This window comes from Streptomyces venezuelae, from assembly GCF_008642335.1.
GTDB lineage: Bacteria > Actinomycetota > Actinomycetes > Streptomycetales > Streptomycetaceae > Streptomyces > Streptomyces venezuelae_F.
In genome coordinates, this window is sequence record NZ_CP029191.1 from 2,113,178 (window position 1) to 2,130,648 (window position 17,471).

General features: G+C 72.3%; 15 protein-coding genes. 11 read left to right on the plus strand and 4 right to left on the minus strand.

Going from position 1 to position 17,471, the window contains the following annotated elements; genetic code table 11:
* Positions 1-41 precede the first annotated feature (41 nt).
* The 7 genes from DEJ49_RS09490 to DEJ49_RS09520 all read left to right on the plus strand — a co-directional run bounded on the left by DEJ49_RS09490 (position 42) and on the right by DEJ49_RS09520 (position 10,827).
* On the plus strand, positions 42-824 hold the full coding sequence (locus tag DEJ49_RS09490) for an adenosylcobinamide-GDP ribazoletransferase (RefSeq protein WP_150183720.1): 783 nt from the start codon (positions 42-44) through the stop codon (positions 822-824).
* 135 nt (positions 825-959) lie between these two features.
* Positions 960-2,507, plus strand: coding sequence for a leucyl aminopeptidase (locus DEJ49_RS09495; RefSeq protein ID WP_150183721.1), 1,548 nt, complete (start codon positions 960-962; stop codon positions 2,505-2,507).
* Positions 2,508-2,810: 303 nt separating this feature from the next.
* Complete coding sequence (lpdA, locus tag DEJ49_RS09500; protein WP_150183722.1) at positions 2,811-4,199, plus strand: dihydrolipoyl dehydrogenase; 1,389 nt, start codon at positions 2,811-2,813, stop codon at positions 4,197-4,199.
* 59 nt (positions 4,200-4,258) lie between these two features.
* Complete coding sequence (gene sucB, locus DEJ49_RS09505; protein WP_150183723.1) at positions 4,259-6,040, plus strand: 2-oxoglutarate dehydrogenase, E2 component, dihydrolipoamide succinyltransferase; 1,782 nt, start codon at positions 4,259-4,261, stop codon at positions 6,038-6,040.
* A gap of 136 nt (positions 6,041-6,176) precedes the next feature.
* The gene (locus DEJ49_RS09510) at positions 6,177-6,800 is read left to right on the plus strand and encodes a GntR family transcriptional regulator (protein WP_150183724.1); all 624 of its coding nucleotides are present in this window, start codon (positions 6,177-6,179) and stop codon (positions 6,798-6,800) included.
* 277 nt (positions 6,801-7,077) lie between these two features.
* Positions 7,078-9,774: a pyruvate dehydrogenase (acetyl-transferring), homodimeric type gene (gene aceE / locus DEJ49_RS09515; RefSeq protein ID WP_150183725.1), complete on the plus strand. Its 2,697-nt coding sequence runs from the start codon at positions 7,078-7,080 to the stop codon at positions 9,772-9,774.
* An 81-nt stretch (positions 9,775-9,855) separates the two neighbouring features.
* Entirely contained in the window at positions 9,856-10,827 is a 972-nt protein-coding gene (locus tag DEJ49_RS09520; protein WP_150183726.1) for a helix-turn-helix transcriptional regulator, read from the plus strand.
* On the opposite strand, the gene DEJ49_RS09525 is transcribed toward DEJ49_RS09520, so the two are convergent.
* Complete coding sequence (locus DEJ49_RS09525; RefSeq protein ID WP_150183727.1) at positions 10,818-11,744, minus strand: SDR family oxidoreductase; 927 nt, start codon at positions 11,742-11,744, stop codon at positions 10,818-10,820. The genes DEJ49_RS09520 and DEJ49_RS09525 overlap by 10 nt on opposite strands.
* A gap of 134 nt (positions 11,745-11,878) precedes the next feature.
* Between DEJ49_RS09525 and DEJ49_RS09530 the strand changes: the two genes are divergently transcribed.
* Both DEJ49_RS09530 and DEJ49_RS09535 read left to right on the plus strand, forming a co-directional pair.
* A complete protein-coding gene (locus DEJ49_RS09530) occupies positions 11,879-12,400 on the plus strand; it encodes a DUF4240 domain-containing protein (RefSeq protein WP_190329582.1) in 522 nt (173 codons plus the stop codon).
* Positions 12,401-12,418: 18 nt separating this feature from the next.
* The gene (locus tag DEJ49_RS09535) at positions 12,419-13,018 is read left to right on the plus strand and encodes a chemotaxis protein CheB (RefSeq protein ID WP_150183729.1); all 600 of its coding nucleotides are present in this window, start codon (positions 12,419-12,421) and stop codon (positions 13,016-13,018) included.
* Positions 13,019-13,029: 11 nt separating this feature from the next.
* On the opposite strand, the gene DEJ49_RS09540 is transcribed toward DEJ49_RS09535, so the two are convergent.
* Complete coding sequence (locus DEJ49_RS09540; RefSeq protein ID WP_150183730.1) at positions 13,030-13,833, minus strand: SDR family NAD(P)-dependent oxidoreductase; 804 nt, start codon at positions 13,831-13,833, stop codon at positions 13,030-13,032.
* A 135-nt stretch (positions 13,834-13,968) separates the two neighbouring features.
* Here DEJ49_RS09540 and DEJ49_RS09545 point away from each other — a divergent pair, with 135 nt between their 5' ends.
* Positions 13,969-14,607, plus strand: a complete 639-nt coding sequence (locus DEJ49_RS09545) for a TetR/AcrR family transcriptional regulator (RefSeq protein ID WP_150183731.1) — start codon at positions 13,969-13,971, stop codon at positions 14,605-14,607.
* Positions 14,608-14,622: 15 nt separating this feature from the next.
* On the opposite strand, the gene DEJ49_RS09550 is transcribed toward DEJ49_RS09545, so the two are convergent.
* Complete coding sequence (locus DEJ49_RS09550; protein WP_150183732.1) at positions 14,623-15,765, minus strand: PP2C family protein-serine/threonine phosphatase; 1,143 nt, start codon at positions 15,763-15,765, stop codon at positions 14,623-14,625.
* A 92-nt stretch (positions 15,766-15,857) separates the two neighbouring features.
* Entirely contained in the window at positions 15,858-16,346 is a 489-nt protein-coding gene (locus tag DEJ49_RS09555) for a GNAT family N-acetyltransferase (RefSeq protein WP_150183733.1), read from the minus strand.
* An 88-nt stretch (positions 16,347-16,434) separates the two neighbouring features.
* On the opposite strand from DEJ49_RS09555, the gene DEJ49_RS09560 reads away from it, so the two are divergent.
* The gene (locus tag DEJ49_RS09560; RefSeq protein WP_150183734.1) at positions 16,435-17,340 is read left to right on the plus strand and encodes a TIGR01777 family oxidoreductase; all 906 of its coding nucleotides are present in this window, start codon (positions 16,435-16,437) and stop codon (positions 17,338-17,340) included.
* The last annotated feature ends 131 nt before the right edge of the window (positions 17,341-17,471 follow it).

The window sequence follows — 17,471 nt, forward strand, 5'->3', positions numbered from 1 at the left end:
GATCCGCAGGCCGGAACGTTCCCGCGGGGTAGCCTTCCGCGGTGTCCAGAACCTCCCCCGCCGACGGCATACGTTTCGCCTTCGGCACCCTCACCGCGCTGCCCGTCCGCGTCACCCGCTGGGACCGCGGGGCCGCCCGCGCCGGCATGCAGTGCGCGCCCCTCGCGGGACTCGTCGTCGGCCTCTGCGCGGCCGGCGTGGGCGGCGCCCTGACGGCCCTCGGCGCGGGCCCCCTCCTCGCCGCCACCGCGACCGCCGCGGTCCCCGCCGCCCTCACCCGCGGCCTGCACCTCGACGGTCTCGCCGACACCGCCGACGGCCTCGGCAGCGCCAAGCCCGCCGACGACGCGCTGCGCATCATGAAGCAGTCCGACATCGGCCCCTTCGGCGTCATCACCCTGCTCTTCGTGCTGCTCGCACAGGTGGCGGTGCTCTTCCAGCTGTACGAGACGTCGTGGGCGCGCGGCGCCTTCGCCGCCGTCGTGTCGGCGACCGCGGCACGCCTCGCCCTCACCCTCGCCGCCCGCGACGGCGTGCCCCCGGCCCGCCCCGAAGGGCTCGGCGCCGCCGTCGCCGGAGTGGTCCCGCGCGCCCGTGCGGCCGGGGTCGCCGTGCTCGTCGTGGCCGCCGCCGGGGCCGCCGGGCTGCTCTTCGGGGCGGTTGGTGCCGTGCGGGGCGCGGCGGCGGTCGTGCTCGCGCTCGGCGCCGCGGAGTTGCTGCTCCGGCACTGCGTCCGGCGGTTCGGCGGGGTCACCGGAGACGTCTTCGGCGGCCTCGCGGAGACGGCGGCGACGGGCGCCCTGGTCGTGCTCGCCCTGGGCTGACACCGGCCTCGCCACCCGCTCACACCGCGCCGAACACACACAGTGAGGCGCACCGCAGCGCTCACGGGCGTAGGCTCGCGACGGGCTCACCACCCCACAGCCCGACGAAACTCACTGAAAGAGGACCTCACCACCGTGACTGCTCTGACTCTCAGCACCGCCGCCGCGACCGGCCTGCGTGCCGACGCGATCGTCGTCGGTGTCGCGAAGGGCGCTGGATCCAAGGGTGGCCTGGTCGTCGCCCCCGGCGCCGAGGCCGTGGACAAGGCGTACGACGGCAAGCTCGCGTCCGTCCTGGAGACCCTCGGCGCCTCGGGCGGCGAGGGTGAGGTGACGAAGCTTCCCGCGCCGTCCGGCTTCAAGGCCCCGGTCGTCGTCGCGGTCGGTCTCGGCGAGGTCCCGGAGAAGGACGAGACGTACGGCACGGACGCCCTGCGCCGCGCCGCCGGTGTCGCCGCGCGCGCCCTCACCGGCTCGAAGAAGGCCGGGTTCGCGCTGCCCGTCGAGGCCGCCGAGGACGCCGGCGCGCTGGCCGAGGGTGCCCTGCTCGGCGCCTACTCGTTCGACGCGTACAAGGGCCAGGCCGACGCCAAGGCCGCGAAGAAGAACGGCAAGGACGCCAAGGCGCCGCTCGCCGAGGTCGCCCTGCTCGGCGGCAAGCCCCGCGACAAGGCGTACAAGGCCGCCGTCGAGCGCGCCGTCGCCGTCGCCGAGGAGCTCAACCGCGCCCGCGACCTGGTGAACACCCCGCCGAACGACCTCAGCCCCGAGGACTTCGCCGCCGTCGCCCAGGCCGCGGCCAAGGAGCACGGCATCAAGGTCCAGGTCCTCGACGAGAAGGCCCTCACCAAGGGCGGCTACGGCGGCATCCTCGGCGTCGGCGCCGGCTCGGACGCCCCGCCGCGCCTGGTGAAGCTCTCGTACACGAGCTCCAAGGCCAAGAAGCACCTCGCCTTCGTCGGCAAGGGCATCACGTACGACTCGGGCGGCATCTCGCTGAAGCCCGCCGGTCACAACGAGACCATGAAGTGCGACATGGCCGGTGCCGCCGCGGTCTTCGCCGCCGTCGTCGCCGCCGCGCGCCTCGGCCTCGAAGTGAACGTCACCGGCTGGCTGGCGCTCGCCGAGAACATGCCGTCCGGCTCCGCGACCCGCCCCGGCGACGTCCTGCGGATGTACAGCGGCAAGACCGTCGAGGTCCTCAACACCGACGCCGAGGGCCGCCTGGTCCTGGCCGACGCCATCGCCAAGGCCTCCGAGGACCAGCCGGACGCGATCGTCGACGTGGCGACGCTGACCGGCGCCATGATGGTGGCGCTGGGCAACCGCACCTTCGGCATCATGTCCAACGACGACGCCTTCCGCACCTCGGTCCACGAGATCGCCGAGGAGGTCGGCGAGCCGTCCTGGCCGATGCCGCTCCCCACCGACCTGCGCAAGGGCATGGACTCCCCCACCGCCGACATCGCCAACATGGGCGAGCGCATGGGCGGCGGCCTGGTCGCCGGTCTCTTCCTGAAGGAGTTCGTCGGCGAGGGCATCACCTGGGCCCACCTCGACATCGCGGGCCCCGCCTTCCACGAGGGCGCCCCCTTCGGCTACACCCCCAAGGGCGGCACCGGTACGGCCGTCCGCACCCTGGTCCGGCTCGCCGAGCACACCGCCGCGGGCGACCTGGGCTGATCGCGTGCACGCCGAGGGCCCCGGACCCGACTGGTGTCCGGGGCCCTCGGCGCTCCCCGGATTTCGCCCTCGACGAAATCCGTACGTTCGTACGCAAGAGATGGCCCTGGAGACGGTGCTTCACACGTCTCACAGCCTGGCCCGGCGTCTCGTCTCCCGCCGACAAGTGCGAAGATGGGTTCTCGGCAGGACAGGGCCCCCACCAAAGGGCCGAAACAAGAGCGGCCGAATACCAGCCGACCGACCGGTCGTCCCCCGCGCAAAGGGGTCCGGCGTACGGCGCACATGCATGGAGGACGTGACGTGGCGAACGACGCCAGCACCGTTTTCGACCTAGTGATTCTCGGCGGCGGTAGCGGCGGTTACGCCGCGGCCCTGCGCGGAGCGCAGCTGGGCCTGGACGTCGCACTGATCGAGAAGAACAAGCTCGGCGGCACCTGCCTGCACAACGGCTGCATCCCCACGAAGGCGCTGCTGCACGCCGGCGAGATCGCCGACCAGGCGCGCGAGGCCGACCAGTTCGGCGTGAAGGCCACCTTCGAGGGCATCGACATGGCGGCCGTCCACAAGTACAAGGACGACGTGATCTCTGGCCTGTACAAGGGCCTGCAGGGTCTCGTCGCCTCCCGCAAGGTGACGTACATCGAGGGCGAGGGCAAGCTCTCCTCCCCGACCTCGGTCGACGTGAACGGCCAGCGCGTCCAGGGCCGCCACGTCCTCCTCGCGACCGGCTCCGTGCCGAAGTCGCTGCCGGGCCTGGAGATCGACGGCAACCGCATCATCTCCTCGGACCACGGCCTGACCCTGGACCGCGTGCCGAAGTCCGCGATCATCCTGGGCGGCGGCGTCATCGGCGTCGAGTTCGCCTCGGCGTGGAAGTCCTTCGGGTCCGACGTCACGGTCATCGAGGGCCTCAAGCACCTCGTGCCCGTCGAGGACGAGAACAGCTCCAAGCTTCTTGAGCGCGCGTTCCGCAAGCGCGGCATCAAGTTCAACCTCGGCACGTTCTTCGACAAGGCCGAGTACACGCAGGACGGCGTCCGCGTGACCCTCGCCGACGGCAAGACCTTCGAGGCCGAGGTCCTCCTGGTCGCCATCGGCCGCGGCCCGGTCTCGCAGGGCCTCGGCTACGAGGAGCAGGGCGTCGCCATGGACCGCGGCTACGTCCTGGTCGACGAGTACATGCAGACCAACGTCCCGACCATCTCGGCCGTCGGTGACCTGGTCCCGACGCTCCAGCTCGCGCACGTCGGCTTCGCCGAGGGCATGCTGGTGGCGGAGCGCCTGGCCGGTCTCAAGACCGTCCCGGTCGACTACGACGGCGTGCCCCGGGTGACGTACTGCCACCCCGAGGTCGCCTCCGTGGGCATCACCGAGGCCAAGGCCAAGGAGATCTACGGCGCGGACAAGGTCGTCGCCCTCAAGTACAACCTCGCGGGCAACGGCAAGAGCAAGATCCTCAAGACCGCGGGCGAGATCAAGCTCGTCCAGGTCAAGGACGGTGCCGTGGTCGGCGTCCACATGGTCGGCGACCGCATGGGCGAGCAGGTCGGCGAAGCCCAGCTGATCTACAACTGGGAAGCGCTGCCGGCCGAGGTGGCCCAGCTCATCCACGCCCACCCGACCCAGAACGAGGCGCTCGGCGAGGCCCACCTGGCCCTGGCGGGCAAGCCGCTGCACTCCCACGACTGACCTCAGTCATCGGGCGCGACGACCAGACTTCCGCAATTTCGTAAGGAGCAACTGAAACCATGGCGGTTTCCGTATCCCTTCCGGCGCTCGGCGAGAGCGTCACCGAGGGCACTGTCACCCGTTGGCTGAAGGCCGAGGGCGAGCGCGTCGAGGCCGACGAGCCGCTGCTCGAGGTCTCGACCGACAAGGTCGACACCGAGATCCCCTCCCCGGCCGCCGGCATCCTGGCGTCCATCAAGGTCGCCGAGGACGAGACCGTCGAGGTCGGCGCCGAGCTCGCCGTCATCGACGACGGCTCCGGCGACGCGGGCGGCTCGGCCGCCCCGGCGCAGGCCGAGGCCCCGGCCGCCCCCGCGCAGGAGGAGGCCCCGCAGCAGCAGGAGGCCCCGGCCCAGGCCGAGGCGCCCGCCGCCCCCGCCCCGTCCGGCGGTTCCGCCGAGGGCACCGAGGTCACCCTGCCCGCGCTCGGCGAGTCCGTCACCGAGGGCACCGTCACCCGCTGGCTGAAGGAGGTCGGCGAGGAGGTCGCGGCCGACGAGCCCCTCCTCGAGGTCTCGACGGACAAGGTCGACACCGAGATCCCCTCGCCGGTCGCGGGCGTGCTGCTCGAGATCGTCGTCGGTGAGGACGAGACCGCCGAGGTCGGCGCCAAGCTCGCCGTCATCGGTGCGCCCGGTGCCGCTCCGGCCAAGGCCGAGGCCCCGGCTCCGGCCGCCCCGGCCAAGGAGGAGGCCCCGGCTCCGGCCCCGGCCGCTCCGGCCGCCGCCCCCGCAGCCCCGGCGCAGCCCGCCGCTGCCGCCCCGGCTCCGGCACAGCCCGCCGCTCCGGCACAGCCCGCCCCGGCCAAGCCCGCCCCGGCCCAGCCGGCGCCGGCCGCGCCCGCCGCCCCGGCGCAGGCCTCCCCGGCCGACGACGGTGCGTACGTGACGCCGCTGGTCCGCAAGCTGGCCAACGAGAACGGCGTGAACCTCTCCGAGGTCACCGGTTCCGGTGTCGGCGGCCGCATCCGCAAGCAGGACGTCATCGCCGCCGCCGAGGCCAAGAAGTCGGCTCCGGCCCCGGCCGCCGCCGCTGCCCCGGCAGCCGTTTCGAAGGCCCCGGCCCTCGAGGTCTCGCCGCTGCGCGGCCAGACGGTCAAGATGACCCGCATGCGCAAGGTCATCGGCGACAACATGATGAAGGCCCTGCACTCGCAGGCCCAGCTGACCTCGGTCGTCGAGGTCGACATCACCAAGCTGATGAAGCTGCGCGCCAAGGCGAAGGACTCCTTCGCGGCCCGCGAGGGCGTCAAGCTCTCCCCGATGCCGTTCTTCGTCAAGGCCGCCGCCCAGGCGCTGAAGGCCCACCCGGTCATCAACGCCCGGATCAACGAGGACGAAGGCACCATCACGTACTTCGACTCGGAGAACATCGGCATCGCCGTGGACGCCGAGAAGGGTCTGATGACCCCGGTCATCAAGGGTGCGGGCGACCTGAACATCGCCGGCATCTCGAAGAAGACCGCGGAGCTGGCCGGCAAGGCCCGTGGCGGTGGCCTCACCCCGGACGACATGTCCGGCGCCACCTTCACGATCTCCAACACCGGTTCGCGCGGCGCCCTGTTCGACACGGTCATCGTGCCGCCGAACCAGGCCGCGATCCTCGGCATCGGTGCCACGGTCAAGCGGCCGGTCGTCATCAACCACCCCGACCTCGGCGAGACCATCGCGGTGCGGGACATGACGTACCTGTCGCTCTCCTACGACCACCGTCTGGTGGACGGCGCGGACGCCGCCCGCTACCTGACCGCGGTCAAGGCGATCCTGGAGGCCGGCGAGTTCGAGGTCGAGCTCGGCCTCTAGTCCTGCGGCCCCCGCGGCTGTAAGACTCGTCTCATCAGCGCGTACGCCCCCGTTCGGAGGTTTCCGGACGGGGGCGTCGCCGTATTGTCTAGGGGTCACAACGCCCTGGGGCGCTGCCCCCGCCGGAGGAGCCCACATGACCGCGCCCGTCGTTCACTCGCTGCGCGAACAGATCCGCGAGCACATCGTGGAGGGGATCGTCAGCGGGCGCTGGAAGCCGGGCGAGCGCATCGTGGAGCGCCGTATCGCGGTGGAGCTGGAGGTCTCCCAGACCCCGGTCCGTGAGGCGCTGCGCGAGCTGGAGACGCTCCGGCTCATCGAGTCGGCGCCCAACAAGGGTGTACGCGTACGCAACTTGACCGCCGCCGACCTGGAGGAGAGCTACCCGGTCCGTGCGGGCCTCGAAGCCATCGCCGCCGAGCTGGCGGCCGAGCGGCTCGCCGAGGACTGCTCGGCCCTGGAGCCCCACGTCGCGGCCCTCTACGAGGCGGACCGGGCCTCGGACGGCACGGCTCAGGTGCGGCACACCGTCGGTTTCCACCGCGAGCTGGTGCGCGCCGCCGACAACTCCGTCCTCCTGCACACCTGGGAGGGCCTCGGCATCGAGGTCTTCACGGCGCTCTCCATCCGCTGGCTGGGCACGGTCCAGCAGTCGTACGCGGAGGAGCACGAGGAGCTGGTCTCCGCCTTCAGGCGCCGTGACCCTGCCATCGCGGACCTGGTGAAGTCCCACGTCCTGGGGTGCGCGCCGCGCCCGTGACACCCGTGCTCATCCGTGGTGCCATGCCCGCAGACGTGCTCTCACCTGCGTAAATCCTTCAAATCGAAGGCACCGCGTGCCCGCTTTGCTGGCACCGGATGCCTACTTTCTCCATGTAGAGAGGTTTTCCCCTTCAACCCTTTGATCGATCATCGATCACGGAGTTACAGTCTCCGACGGGCTCAGACCAGAGCTTCACGCCCTGTCCTGCCAAGACACCGGGCACCCCCACCCCTTACCGAACAGGGGACCCCCTCCGACTCAGGAAGGCGGCGACATGACCGACCCCTCCGCAATCCAGCCGAGCGAGCTCGACCAGCTCCCGGACCGCGACCCCGAGGAGACCGCCGAATGGCAGGCCTCCCTGGACGCCGTCACCGAGGCGGCCGGGCCGCACCGTGCCGCATACCTCATGCGCCGCACGCTGGAGCGCGCCGAGGGCGCGGGCCTGGCGCTGCCCAAACTGCTCGAGACCGACTACGTCAACACCATCCCCACCTCCGCCGAGCCGACGATTGACGGCGACGAGGAGATGGAGCGCAAGATCACGGCGTGGAACCGCTGGAACGCGGCCGCCATGGTCACGCGCGGCTCCAAGCACGGCGTCGGCGGCCACATCGCGACCTTCGCGTCCGCGGCCTGGCTGTACGAGACCGGCTTCAACCACTTCTTCAAGGGCAAGGAGGGTGACGGGTCCGGCGACCAGCTGTACATCCAGGGTCACGCCTCCCCCGGCATCTACGCCCGCGCCTTCCTCGACGGCCGTCTGAACGAGACGCAGCTCGACAACTTCCGTCAGGAGGCCGGCGGCAACGGCCTGCCCTCCTACCCGCACCCGCGCCGCCTGCCCTGGCTGTGGGAGTTCCCGACCGTCTCCATGGGTCTGGGCCCGCTCTCCGCCATCTACCAGGCGCGCTTCAACCGGTACCTCACCAACCGCGGTATCAAGGACGTCTCCGCCTCGCACGTGTGGGCGTTCCTCGGTGACGGCGAGATGGACGAGCCCGAGTCGACGGCGGCCCTCGCACTGGCCGCGCGTGAGGGCCTCGACAACCTCACGTACGTCATCAACTGCAACCTGCAGCGCCTCGACGGCCCGGTCCGCGCCAACTTCCGCGTGGTCCAGGAGCTGGAGGCCCAGTTCCGCGGCGCCGGCTGGAACGTCATCAAGATCATGTGGGGCAACGCCTGGGACGAGCTCTTCCAGCTCGACACCACGGGTGCCCTGGTCCGCCGCCTGCGCGAGGTGCCGGACGCGCAGTTCCAGACGTACGCGACGCGTGACGCCGCGTACATCCGCGAGCACTTCTTCGGTGCCGAGCCCGCCCTCGTCGAGATGGCGAAGCTGCTCGGCGACGACAAGATCAGCGAGTGCTTCCACCTCTCGCGCGGCGGCCACGAGGCCCGCAAGGTCTACGCGGCCTACCGCGCGGCGCTCACCCACAAGGGCGCGCCGACCGTGATCCTCGCGCAGACGGTCAAGGGCTTCACCCTCGGCAAGGGCTTCGAGTCCAAGAACGCCAACCACCAGATGAAGAAGCTCACGGTGGACGAGTTCAAGGACATGCGGGACCTGCTCGACCTGCCGATCAAGGACAGCGACTTCGTCGACGGCCAGGTGCCCTACGGCCACCCCGGCGCCGACTCCCCCGAGGTCCGCTACCTCCAGGAGCGCCGCGCGGCCCTCGGCGGTCCGGCCCCGGCCCGCCGCACGCAGCCGCTCGCGCCGCTGCCCGCCCCGGCCGACAAGGCGTTCGCCTCGTTCGACAAGGGCTCGGGTTCGCAGTCGGTGGCGACGACCATGGCGTTCGTCCGCCTGGTCAAGGACCTCGTACGCGACAAGACGTCCGGCAAGCGCTGGGTGCCGATCGTCCCTGACGAGGCGCGCACGTTCGGCATGGAGTCGCTCTTCCCGTCGCTCGGCATCTACTCGCCGAAGGGCCAGACGTACGAGCCGGTCGACCGCGACCAGCTGATGTACTACAAGGAGGCCAAGGACGGCCAGATCCTCAACGAGGGGATCACCGAGGCCGGTTCGATGGCCGACTTCATCGCCGCGTCCACGTCGTACGCGACGCACGGCGAAGCGATGATCCCGTTCTACATCTTCTACTCGATGTTCGGCTGGCAGCGCACGGCCGACCAGATGTGGCAGCTCGGCGACCAGCTCGGCCGCGGCTTCCTCGTCGGCGCCACCGCGGGCCGCACGACGCTGACGGGTGAGGGTCTGCAGCACGCCGACGGTCACTCGCCGGTGATCGCCGCGACCAACCCGGCCGCCCTGTCGTACGACCCGGCGTTCGCGTACGAGATCGCCGCGATCGTCAAGGAGGGTCTGCGCCGCATGTACGGCGAGGCCCACGAGGGCGAAGACCAGAACGTCTTCTACTACCTCACCGTCTACAACGAGCCCATGCCGCAGCCCGCGAAGCCCGCGGGTGTCGACGAGGGCATCGTCAAGGGTCTGTACCGCTTCAACACGGCGGAGTCCGCGGGCCTCTCCCCCGCCGCGAACGCCGCGCGCATCCAGCTGCTCGGTTCGGGTACGGCCATCCACTGGACCCTCGCCGCGCAGAAGATGCTCGCCGAGGAGTGGGGCGTGGGCGCCGACGTGTGGTCCGCGACCTCGTGGACGGAGCTGCGCCGCGACGCGCTGGAGGCCGACGAGGCCATCCTGCGCGGCGAGGAGCGCGTCCCGTACATCCGTACGGCGCTGGAGGGTGCCCAGGGTCCGGTCCTGGCCGTCTCCGACTACATGCGTCAGGTCCCCGACCAGATCGCGCAGTGGGTCGAGCAGGACTACTCCTCGCTCGGTGCGGACGGCTTCGGTCTGTCCGACACGCGTGACGCGGCCCGCCGTCACTTCGGCATCGACGCCGAGTCGATCGTCGTCGCCGCGCTGGCGCAGCTCGCGCGCCGCGGCGAGGTGCCGGCCTCCGCGGTGAAGGAGGCACGGGCCAAGTACGGCCTGTAGCCCTCCGGCTCGACATACGGGTGCGGCCCCTGCCTGACGGCGGGGGCCGCACGCGTTTGTGTGCGGCGGCATCATGGAGCCATGCGCGCCGCCCGCCTCATCAAGATGGTCCTGCTGCTCCAGGCCAGGCCCTCCATGACCGCCGCCGAGCTCGCCGCCGAGCTGGAGGTGTCCGAGCGGACGATCACGCGCGACGCTCAGGCGCTGTCCGAGGCGGGCGTTCCGGTCTACGCGGACCGGGGCCGCACCGGCGGCTACCGGCTGATCGGCGGCTACCGCACCCGCCTGACCGGGCTCGGCCGCAGCGAGGCGGAGGCGCTGTTCCTGTCCGGGGTGCCGGGCGCGCTGCGGGAGATGGGGCTCGCGGACGCGGCCTCGGCGGCCCGTCTGAAGGTGTCGGCGGCGCTCATGCCGTCGCTGCGGGACGCCTCGCAGAACGCGTCGCAGCGGTTCCATCTGGACGCGCCGGCCTGGTTCAGGGAGACGCCCGCCCCGGAGCTGCTGCCCGCCGTGGCGGACGCGGTCTGGGACGACCGGCGTGTGACGGCCCGCTACCGGCGCCAGGACACGGAGGTGGAGCGGGAGTTGGAGCCGTACGGTCTCGTGCTGAAGGCCGGGGTCTGGTACCTGTGCGCGCGGGTGCCGGAGTCGGGGGCGTACCGCGTGTACCGCATCGACCGGTTCACCGCTGTCGACGCGGGTGACGAGCGGTTCGCGCGGGACGAGGAGTTCGACCTGCCGGGGTTCTGGGAGGAGCGGGCCGAGCAGTTCGCGCGGGCGATCCTGCGGTCCGAGGTGGTCGTGCGGCTCTCGGCGGCGGGCGTGCGGCAGCTGCCGTACGCCACCGACCGCGCCGTCGCGCGGGAGGCGATGGAGACGGCGGGCGAGCCGGACGCGTCGGGCCGGGTGACGGTCACGCTGCCCGTCGAGAACGAGGACGTGGCGTACACGCAGCTCATGGCGCTCGGCCCGGAGGCCGAGGTCCTGGCGCCGCCGGAGCTGCGCGCACGCTTCGCGGAGGCCGCCGCCAGAGCGGCCGCCCTCTACCGGTAGCCGGTGACGTCCGCCTCCTTGCCCGCCTGTTCCACCTCCGCGATGTAGCGCCAGGCGTCCGGCGCGGAGCCGTCCACGTCCGTGAAGCCGTACTCCTTGGCGAGGCCACCGCTGGAGAGCGACTTCCCGTTGTGACGTGCCACGTCCGGGTCACCGGCGAGGGCGACGAGGGCGCGGCCCACGAACGTCGGTGTCTCGGAGATCGCGAAGTGCGGGTTCTGCTCGGTGCCCGCCAGCCAGTCGTCCTCGGTCACCTTGAAGTAGGTGTCGAGCATCGCCTCGGAGCGCAGCCAGCCGGGGGTGAGGCAGAGGGCGGTGCAGCCGTACTCCTTCAGCTCCTCGGCGAGGTCACGTGCCATGCGCAGCGGGGCCGCCTTGGCGAGGTCGTAGAAGAAGGGCTTGCGGTAGTTGGGGCCGTTGTACTCGGCGGTGCCGTCGGTGACCTCGACGAGGAGGCCGCCGGGGTTCCTGGTGAGCAGTGGCAGCGCGTGGTGGCTGGTGACGATGTGGGTCTCGATGCCGAGGCGCAGGATGCGCAGCCCCTTGTCGAGGTCGTGCTCCCACATCTTCTTGTCCCATTCGACGTGGATGTCGCCGCCCCAGATGTCGTTGACGAGGATGTCCAGGCGGCCCTGCTCCCGGTCGATGCGGTCGACCAGGGCGGCCACCTGTGCGGGTTCGAGGTGGTCGGTGGGGACGGCGATGCCGCGGCCGCCCGCGGCGTCGACGAGTTCGGCGGTGCCCTCGATGGTCTCGGTGGCGCGGCCGATCTCGCTGGTGTGCGTGCGGGTGGTGCGGCCCGTGACGTACACGGTGGCTCCGGCGCGGCCGAGCTCGACGGCCATGGCGCGGCCGGCGCCGCGCGTGGCGCCCGCGACGAGGGCGATCTTCCCGGTCAGGGTCTGCGTGGTCTCCATGTCCTTGAGGCTTCCACCAAAAGCCGACAACCTCTGTCGCCTTTTCCACGGGCATGTGCACGCATAACGAGACAGCCGCATTCCGGCGCACTCCGCGTGCGCGCCCACTCCGCAGGACCGATGCTGGACCCGTGATGGACGAGACGGAGTTCTGGGAGATCGTGGACAGCACCCGCGAGGCCGCCGGCGGCGACCCCGAGGACCACGCCGAGCTGCTCGTCGAGAGACTGCTGCAGTCCGACCCGGACAGCGTCCTCGACTTCGCCCGTCACTTCGAGGCCCGCTACAACCGCGCGTACCGCTGGGACCTGTGGGGCGCCGCCTGGGTGCTGCTCGGCGGCGCGAGCGACGACGCGTTCGACTGGTTCAGGTGCTGGCTGATCGGCCAGGGGCGGGAGGTCTTCGAGGGCGCGATGCACGATCCGGACGCGCTCGCCGACCTCCTGGACGACTTCGACGAGGAGCTCGACGGCGACGGCGAGGAGCTCGGCTACGCCGCGGACGAGGCGTACGAGCAGCTCACCGGTGCCGTCGCGCCGGAGCTCGGCGTCGCCCCCGCCCCGGCCGAACCGGAGGGCACCGCGATCGACTTCGAGAACGACTCGGTGATGGCGCAGCGCTACCCGAAGCTGTGGGACCGCTTCATGGAGGACTGACGGGGATAGGCTGACGGGGTGTCCGCAAGCCCACGGAGTCAGCACCCCGAGCGGGCCGAAGCCGTACTCGTCGCCGCTTCGGCCGGGGGCATCGGTGCCCTCACGACCCTCCTGGGCGGCCTGGAGGCCTCGCTTCCGGTGCCGGTCCTCGCGGCCCAGCACCTCAGGCGGTCGCGCGAGAGCTCCATCGCCGCGATCCTGTCCCGCGCGACCTCGCTCGACGTGAAGCTGGCGGAGGACGGGGAGAGCCTGCGGGCGGGGACGGTGTACATCGCGCCGCCCGACCACCATCTGTGCGTGAAGAACCCGAAGGAGCTCTCGCTGAGCCAGGCGGGCCCGGTGAACTTCGCGCGTCCGGCGGCCGACCCGCTCTTCGAGTCCGCGGTACGGGCCTTCGGGCCGCGGATCATCGCCTGCGTGCTCACCGGGACCGACAGCGACGGCGCCCTGGGCGTGGCCGAGGTGAAGGCGCGGGGCGGCACGGTCATCGTGCAGGACCCGGCGTCCGCCGAGTTCCACGGCATGCCCAAGGCCGCGGTCGACACGGGCTTCGCGGACTATGTGCTCGACCTCGAGGACATCGCGCCGACCATCAACAGGCTGCTGCCGGTGCGCTGACGCCCGGTGGCTCAGAAGTGGGTGCCGCCGTCGACTCGGACCTCGGTGCCGGTGATGAAGCGGCCGTCGTCCGAGGCCAGCATGGCGACGACGGAGGCGACGGTCTCGGGGCCCGCGAAGCCCTGACCGAGGGCGGGCGCGAGCTTCACGAACAGGCTCATGTCGGCGTCCGCGGGCAGGCCGGGGCCGACGCTCTGCCTGCTGGCGCCCGAACCGTCGGTCATCCCGGAGGAGATGGAGCCGGGCTGCACGGCGGTGAACCGGATGCCCTGCTTGCCGTACTCGGCGGCGAGGGCGTGCGTCATGGACTGGATGCCGCCCTTGCTCGCCGCGTACGCCGCCATGTACGGGTGGGCGAACATCGCGGACGTCGAGCTGAAGTTGACGACGGCGGGGTTGTCGCCGTCCAGGAGCGCCGGGATCGCCTCGCGGATCATCAGGAAGGTGCCGGTCAGGTTGACGGCCATCACCTGGTTGAAGGCGTCGAGGGTGGTCTCGTGGGTGTGCGAGGAGCGCAGGATGCCCGCGGCGTTGACGAGCACGTCCAGGCCGCCGAGCGCGTCGGTGGCCGCGGCGACGCCCGCATGGACCGAGGCCTCGTCCGCGATGTTCACGACGACGGTGGTGAGACGCTCCGCGTCGGCGCCCGCCTTGACCGCGGTGTCCCGCAGCCCGTCCTCGCTGACGTCGGCGGCGACGACGCGGCCGCCCTCGGCGAGCAGGCGCAGCACGGTCGCCTGTCCGATGCCCGAGCCGCCGCCGGTGACCAGGGCGCGGCGGCCTTCGTAACGGTTCAGGGTCTGGGTGGCGCTCATGGCGGTCTCCGGGTCTCTCAAGGGTGGTGCGCGGTGGGTCGCGCGCGCTCTGCGTTTCACGGTACGCCTAGCTGGCACGTTGTGCCACCTTGTCCCGTCACGCCCCCCTGGCGTACTCGGCGTAGGCTTCCTGGAGTGACCACTCCCAGCACCCCGCCCCTCTCCCTCACGGAACGCCGCAAGCTGGCGACCCAGCTGGAGATCGCCCGCGCCGCCGCCGAGCTCTTCACGGCGCACGGGACCGACGGCACCACGGCCGAGGCCATCGCGGGCCGTGCCGGGGTCGCGCTGCGCACCTTCTACCGCTACTTCCGCACCAAGCAGGACGCGGTGGGCCCGCTGCTCGCGGTCGGCGGCGACCGCTGGCGCGCGCTCCTCGCCGCGGCCGCGCCCGGCGCGCCGCTCCCCGACGCCCTGCGGAGCGCGATCGCGGCGGCGCTCGCCGTCCCGGACGAGGCGGCGGCTGACGGGCTGCGGCAGGTGCGCGGGCTGCTGCGCGCGGCCGCGGGTGACCCCGCGCTGCGGGCGGTCTGGTACCGCGTGAACCAGGAGTCCGAGGACAAGCTGCGCCCGGTCGTCGCGGAGCTCCTGGGCGCGGGCGCGCGGCCCCTCGACGTCCGCCTGGCCGCCGCGGCGGCGACGGACGCGATCCGGCTCGCCCTGGAGACCTGGGCGGAGACGGACGCGGACGTCACGGGCCCGGACTCCCCGGCGGAGCTCGCGGCGCGGTGCCTGCGGGGGCTCATGGGCGGGCCCACGGGCGAGACGGGCTGAGGCGACAAGGCTCCGCTACGAGCGGTCCGGCCCCGGCTCCTGTTTCGCGATCGGCCCCGGCGCGAACACCATCAGCGTCACGTCGTCCCGCACCCGCCCCGCGTAGTCGAGCACGTCCGCCCACACGCGCTCCGCGAGTCCCTCCGGATCCTCCGGCGACGCGTCCGCCTTCAGCATCCCGGTGAGGCGTTCGACCAGCGGGTAGAACGTGCCGGACGCGTCCCGCGCCTCGCACACCCCGTCGGTCAGGCCGAACAGCAGGTCGCCGTCGAGCAGCGGGACCGTGATGCCCTCGGGCGGGGCGAGCCCGGCGATGCCGAGGCCGAGGGGAGCCCCGGACGGCACGTCCACCTCGGTGACCTCGGTGCCGCGGAGCAGCAGGGGCTGCGGGTGGCCGCAGGAGACGACGCGGACGACGGAGGCGTCGTCGGGGAACTCCAGGAGCACCGCCGTGGCGAACAGCTCCGTGTGCTCCTGGCCCGCCGAGTCGACGACGAGCCTGCGGTCCAGCTGGGCGGCGACCCCTTCCAGGTCCGCCTGGTCGAGGACCGCCTCGCGGAACGCCCCGAGCAGCGCGGCGACCGTGCCGACCGCCGCGAGCCCGTGGCCCTGCACGTCGCCGATGAGGGCGCGCACCGCGCCGGGACCTCTGCGTACGTCGAAGAAGTCGCCGCCGACCAGCGTCTCGTGCTGCGCCGCCTCGTACAGGCCCGCGCACCGCACCCTGCCGACGCGCTCCTGCAGCGGCGGCAGGACCGCGAGCTGGGCCGCCTCCGCGACCGTGCGGACGGTGACGAGCTGCGCATCGCGGCGGCTGCGCACCCAGGCGAAGAGCACGCTGAGCAGCGCGATGAAGCTGATCGTCAGCTGGTCGCTGTTGCCCGGGTGGCCGAGCTCGAAGACCGGCAGGGAGAGCAGCGCGAGGACGCCGGCGCCGACGAGGGCGGTCAGGGCGGGCCCGTACGACAGGGCGGCGAGCGGTGGGACGGCCGCGACGAGGAAGCTGAGGTCCAGCGTCCGCGGGGTGGCCAGCTGGACGACGGTGATCACCAGCAGGAGCAGTGGCGGGGGCCAGCGCACCCAGGGTGGTGGCGGTGTACCGCGCAACAGCCAGTCACGCTGTTCCGCCTCGCGCCGTCTGGCCTCAGCCCTGATCATTCCTTCACGCTCCTACGCGTACGGCGCCCCCGCACGCCGGGCCGGTCCGTCGGGTGCCGTACCCCCTGTGGGCCGTGCGTACCCGTGGCGGTTCAGAGGGGGCGTCCCATGAGGACGTCGTCCACGTACGCGCCGTCCAGCAGGAACTCGCCGGGCAGCACGCCCTCGATGACGAAGCCCTCCGCTTCGTAGAGCTTGCGGGCCGGAGTGTTGTGCCCGAGCACGCGCAGGGTGATGCGGACCGCGCCCTGGCGGCGGGCCTCGTCCATGGCCGCCCGGATCAGCCGTCTGCCGACGCCCTGGCCGCGCGCCTCCTCGGCGACGGCGAAGCCCTGGATCTGGCGCACGTGCGCGTTGGCGAGCAGGGGGGTCGGATAGCCGAGCTTCACATAGCCGACGATGCGGCCGTCCACCTGGGCGACGAGGTGGTCGCGGGGGCCGAAGCGGTCGTTGAAGAAGGGGTCGTAGGGCCGCTGGGGGCGGGGCTGGACCGCGTGGAGCGTGGACCAGGTGGCGCGGTCGAGACGGGCGAGCGCGTCGTCGTCCTCGGGCCGTGCGGTGCGTATGTGCATGTCCGGCATGGCGCCACTGTACGGCGGCCGGGCCGTGCGCCTCGCCGGTCCGCGCGGGGCAGGCGGGTTCCTCGTTCCACGGGGCAGGATGGGATCCATGGACACCACACAGTCGCGCGTCGCCGTGGCCGGCGCCTCCGGGCTCATCGGTACGGCGCTCACCCGCTCCCTCGCCGCCGACGGGCACGAGGTGGTGCGCCTGGTGCGCAGGGCGCCACGGGGCAAGGACGAGATGCGCTGGGACCCCAAGGAGGGGTACGTCGACACGGCAGGGCTCGCGGGCTGCACCGCCGTGGTCAACCTGGCCGGCGCGGGCATCGGTGACCACCGCTGGACGGACGCCTACAAGCGGGAGCTGCGGGACAGCAGGGTGCTGGGCACCCGGGCGCTCGCGGCCGCCGTGGCGTCGCTCGACGAGCCGCCGCGGGTGTTCGTGAACTCCAGCGCGATCGGCTACTACGGCGACACGGGCCCGCGCGCGGTCGACGAGAGCGCACCCGCCGGGCACGGATTCCTGCCCGAGCTGTGCGTGGAGTGGGAGGACTCGGTGGCCGCCGCGCGGGACGCGGGCGTCCGCACGGTCCTCGCCCGCAACGGCCTGGTGATCGGCCGCGAGGGCGGCGCCTGGGGCCGGATGTTCCCGCTCTTCAAGGCGGGGCTCGGCGGCCGCCTGGGCAACGGCAGGCAGTACTGGAGCTACATCTCGCTGCACGACGAGGTGGCCGCGCTCCGCCACCTCATCGACACGGAGACCCTGTCCGGGCCCTTCAACCTGACGGCACCCGACCCGCGCACCAACCGCGAGATCACGGCCGCCATGGGGCGCGTGCTGCGCCGGCCCGCGCTCCTGCCCGCGCCCGCACCGGCGCTGCGTCTGGTGCTCGGCGAGATGGCGGGGGACGTCCTCGGCAGCCAGCGGGTGCTGCCGACCCGCCTCCTGGACTCGGGCTTCACGTTCACGTACCCCGGCATCGACGAGGCGATCAGGGCGGCGCTGCGGTGAGGTGACGGACCGGGGGGCGTGCGACCTTCGTGCGACCGTGCCCGGTGCATGCGCGACTGCCGCCGACCGGAACCGCTCCTACCCTCGTGACCGACGCGGGTATTCCGGAGCCCTGTTGGGGGCATCAGCAC

Excerpts from the sequence above, each read along its gene's own strand:
- sucB (WP_150183723.1), top strand. The coding sequence starts at position 4,259 with ATGGCGGTTTCCGTATCCCTTCCGGCGCTCGGCGAGAGCGTCACCGAG.
- DEJ49_RS09510 (WP_150183724.1), top strand. The coding sequence starts at position 6,177 with ATGACCGCGCCCGTCGTTCACTCGCTGCGCGAACAGATCCGCGAGCAC.
- aceE (WP_150183725.1), top strand. The coding sequence starts at position 7,078 with ATGACCGACCCCTCCGCAATCCAGCCGAGCGAGCTCGACCAGCTCCCG.
- DEJ49_RS09520 (WP_150183726.1), top strand. The coding sequence starts at position 9,856 with ATGCGCGCCGCCCGCCTCATCAAGATGGTCCTGCTGCTCCAGGCCAGG.
- DEJ49_RS09525 (WP_150183727.1), bottom strand. The coding sequence starts at position 11,744 with ATGGAGACCACGCAGACCCTGACCGGGAAGATCGCCCTCGTCGCGGGC.
- DEJ49_RS09530 (WP_190329582.1), top strand. The coding sequence starts at position 11,879 with ATGGACGAGACGGAGTTCTGGGAGATCGTGGACAGCACCCGCGAGGCC.
- DEJ49_RS09540 (WP_150183730.1), bottom strand. The coding sequence starts at position 13,833 with ATGAGCGCCACCCAGACCCTGAACCGTTACGAAGGCCGCCGCGCCCTG.
- DEJ49_RS09550 (WP_150183732.1), bottom strand. The coding sequence starts at position 15,765 with ATGATCAGGGCTGAGGCCAGACGGCGCGAGGCGGAACAGCGTGACTGG.
- DEJ49_RS09555 (WP_150183733.1), bottom strand. The coding sequence starts at position 16,346 with ATGCCGGACATGCACATACGCACCGCACGGCCCGAGGACGACGACGCG.
- DEJ49_RS09560 (WP_150183734.1), top strand. The coding sequence starts at position 16,435 with ATGGACACCACACAGTCGCGCGTCGCCGTGGCCGGCGCCTCCGGGCTC.